Annotated in this window: 2 protein-coding genes; both read left to right on the forward strand. The window is 63.1% G+C overall.

Annotation, left to right across the window (positions count from 1 at the left end):
* Nucleotides 1-1,780 (forward strand): ATP-dependent nuclease (locus ON22_RS26710; RefSeq protein WP_043740724.1); only part of this gene is annotated, 1,780 nt, incomplete at its 5' end.
* Complete coding sequence (locus tag ON22_RS26715; protein ID WP_033247738.1) at nt 1,777-3,435, forward strand: ATP-dependent helicase; 1,659 nt, start codon at nt 1,777-1,779, stop codon at nt 3,433-3,435. The genes ON22_RS26710 and ON22_RS26715, both read left to right, overlap by 4 nt.
* Nucleotides 3,436-3,993: the final 558 nt, after the last annotated feature.

A 3,993-nucleotide genomic window follows, 5' to 3' on the forward strand; every position in this document is an offset into this window, starting at 1 on the left:
GCTGTTCAGTCCGTTGCCTGCACTCCGCCGGGTGCAGCCCGAGGACTTCCATGTGCCTACGAGTGTCGACCCTGACCTGGACGACAACGAGCTCTGGATCGAGGTTGACATCGAGTTCGAGGAGGCGGCCGACGAGGATGGGGCGCATCCATCGGTTCCACCCTTTTTCACGCACATGGCCTTGGAGGCGTCCGATGACCCACCGCGGGTTCGGATCCGCCTGACGGCCGCCCTCGACGCAGACGGCTACATCGATGAGAAGGTCGAGTACATCACTCAGGTGGGTGTTGACGGTGAGCCGACGCGGCGATCGGACATGTCGCGCCACGACCGGGCAGCCGTCGAAGTGCACTATCTGCCGGCCCGCCGTGACCCTGTCGATCACATCGCGTACACGACTGCCTCGCTGCTCGGGCGGATGCTTCGGGCGGCGGATTGGACCAGCGAGCGCGCGGAACTGGCCCGCCTGACCGATGAGATCTCGACCTCGATGGCCAACAACGCTGCTGTGACGGACATCGGTGTCGAGATCCAGGAAGCCTGGGCTGGTCTGCACAAGGGCGCCTTCTTCAAGGATCCGGCAATCGCCTTCGGACGGGGTGAGATTGAGGGCGTGCTGCGTCAACTGACGGTGACCTTCACACTGGGTCCGACGGGCGACCGGGTTGGCTTTGAGCGACTCAGTGACGGCCAGAAGTCGTTGCTGTACATCTCACTTGTCTTGGCGTGGCAAGGGATCGCGCGCCAGGTTCTGGACGGCGAGGAGACTGCCTTCGATCCCAACAAGCTGCGGCCACCGGTTCACGTCGTGATCGCTCTGGAGGAACCCGAGAACAGCCTCGCCCCGCAATACCTCGGCCGGATCGTCCGGCAACTCCGTGAGGCGTGCGACAAGGAGGACGTGCAGGGCGTGGTGGCAACGCACGCTCCAGTACTGCTTCACCGGGTCGAACCCGAGGACATTCGGTTCCTACGACTCGCTCCCGACCGCACGACGACCGTCCGCACGATCGTGATGCCGGCCGACACCGACGAGGCCGCCAAGTACGTGCGCGAAGCCGTGCTTGCCTACCCCGAGCTCTACTTCTCGCGCCTCGTCGTGTTGGGTGAGGGGGACAGCGAGCAGATCGTCTTGCCGCGGGTGCTCGCCGCCGCTGGTATCGCTGAGGACGACGCTTCGGTCTGTGTCGTCCCACTCGGAGGTCGTCATGTCAATCACTTCTGGAGGCTGCTCGAACACTTGGAGATCCCGTACGTCACGCTGCTCGACCTCGACTGCGGGCGTTACCAGGGTGGCTGGGGGAGGATCAGCTACGCCGCTAAGCAGCTGAACAAGGTACGGCCTGGCACGATTAAGGACGCGAATCTCGCCAAGATTCCGGCTTGGAATGAGGACCGTGCCTTCCCACGATTCAGCGACAAGAGTTGGCTCTTGGCGCTGGAGAAGCGTGGCGGAGTCTTCTTCTCCTACCCGCTCGACCTCGACCTGATGTTGCTGGAGGCCTACTCGGACGCTTACGACGTCGAGACGGCTACCCCAACCGAGGCAACCAATGAGGCGGTCCTCGGCAAGGCGCGTGCCAACGTCGACCGGCTTGACGATGCCCAGCTGGAGCTCTTCGACGAGTATCAGAAGCAGTTCAAACAGGGCAGCAAGCCGGCCAGCCACATCGCCGCCATGGCCGAGCTGACTGACAGGGAACTGCTCGAAGACCTGCCGGAGCCGCTCCAGCGGTTGGTCGACACCGTACAAGAACGGCTGGAGTCGATCCCCGAGTGATCCGACCGGAGGACTGGCGTCCGGCAGATGGCGTCACGCTTGAGCCAAACGCCTCACGTGCGGTCCAGGAGCTGGCCGCGAACGTCGTCGTGGCCGCCGGCCCAGGTGCGGGCAAGACCGAGCTGCTGGCGCAACGGGCGGACTTCTTGCTGACGACGGGTGCCTGCCGCTACCCGCGGCGCATCCTGGCGATCTCGTTCAAGGTGGATGCGACACGGAACATCGGTGAGCGTGTGCGCAAGCGCTGTGGCGAGCAGCTTGCGGTCCGGTTCGACAGCTTCACGTTCCACGCCTTCGCCAAGCGGATCATCGACAACTACCGAGTCCTGCTGACCGGCAAGGACGCCCTCGATCCAGATTACACGATCGACCAGTTCGACCGAGTCCCGCGCAAGCAGGTCACCTTCGACGACTTGGTGCCACTCGCGATCGACATCCTGCAGATGAGCCCACACGCACGGAACGCGATTCGGCAGACCTACACCCACGTCTTCCTCGACGAGTTCCAGGACGCCACACGCAACCAGTACTCACTGCTTAGGGAAGCCTTCCTCGGCAGCGAGGCGGTCTTCACCGCGGTCGGCGACGTCAAACAGCGGATCATGAGCTGGGCCGGAGCGCTGGACGGCATCATGCAGACCTTCGCCACCGACTTCGCCACCCAATCGCTGACGCTCTACCAGAACTACCGCTCCGAGCCGGTCCTGCGCCGGATGCAGAACCGCATGGTTCAGGTGATGGATCCACCAGCGGCGGTGCCAGCCGCCGAGCTCGCGGGTAGTGAAGGCTCCGTTGAGGTGCTGCGTTTCGCCGTGTCCGTAAATGAGGCGGTGGAGATCGCGGACCGGATCGAAGGCTGGCTCGATGCAGGCATTCCGCCGAGCGAGATCGCCATCTTGGTTCGCCAGCAACCCCACCTGGTGTGCGAGCTGCTGATCGAGGAGCTGAACGATCGGGGCATCGCGTCCCGCAACGAGCAGCTTCGTCAGGATCTGACGGCCGAGCCCGCCTCGGCCGTCATTCTTAGCCTGATCCGAGTCCTGGCCGACGACCGCCGGTCAGCGGCCTACGAGCACCTGATGCGCCTGATCACTCGTACCAGCCTGTCCGAGGAGATGGCGCTGCGGAGTGCCAGAGCGGCAAGTCGCTTCCTCGCAGCCAAACGTCAATATCTCCGCGATGGAACCGCAGCTCGATCGGATCCGGCGGAGTGGGAGAAGGTCATCGCGGAGTTCCTCAGTCTGGTCACCCGACCGGTCCTACACGCCCTCTCGCCCGAGTATCAGCGCGGCAAGCGGCTCGACCAGCTTATCGAGCAGACCGTCGCAGCGTTCCAGGAGGAGCTCGATAGGGACGGCGATCCCATAGCTGCGTTGATCCGACTCTCCGAAGACGACGCTGTGCGGATTCTGACGATTCACAAGTGCAAGGGGCTCGAGTTCGAGAAGGTCGTTGTCCTCGGTGTTGAAAGCCAGTTCTTCTGGGGAGGGACGATCGAGCGTTACCGCTCGGAGTTCTTTGTCGCAATCTCCCGAGCGAAGAATGAGCTGATCTTGACCTATGCGCAACGACGGCTTCGTCCAGCGGGCGCACCGTCCAGGTGGGAAGAACAGCGGCGTCCGATGCAGGAATTCTTGAACTACGTCGATGAGTAGCTATGAACGATGTGGCGAACGACGTCAGGTCTTGGACGGGCTGGTACGAGCGGCTTTTGGATGGTCCGCGGTACGCGTCACATATCGAGGTCGGGTTCGGGTCGCCCCCGCACGTGCGGGGATGGTCCTTTCACCTCGGCATCGGCGGTCAGGTTGCGGTGTCGGCCCCGCACGTGCGGGAATGGTCCGGTCTGAGGGGCAGCCCAGTGAATCATCGCCATGTCGGCTTCCGTCGCCTCGCTGGACCGGCTCGGCCGTTCCCTTCATGATCTGACCTTGCGCTGGCACTGGCCGTTCCCTGGTTCGGTTGCCGTGTGGGAAATGCCCTCTGAGCAGCTGATCTTGACGTTATGGAATCGTTATACGTTTACTGGGTATGACGATGTTTTCGTGGCTCCCCACCGTTTGGGATGCCGCTTCTTTAGGGTTCGTGCCGGTCGCTGGAGTGTGTGGTGTCTGGCTGAGCATCGTCGGTTGTATACACCGCTACCAGCGTCTCTTGGAGACACGAATGATTCTTCGACTGACACCACCCGGCAGCAGGGCCGCCTTGCTGAC

The sequence above is a fragment of the Nocardia carnea NBRC 14403 genome (assembly GCF_000308515.1).
Classification (GTDB): Bacteria; Actinomycetota; Actinomycetes; order Mycobacteriales; family Mycobacteriaceae; genus Nocardia; species Nocardia carnea.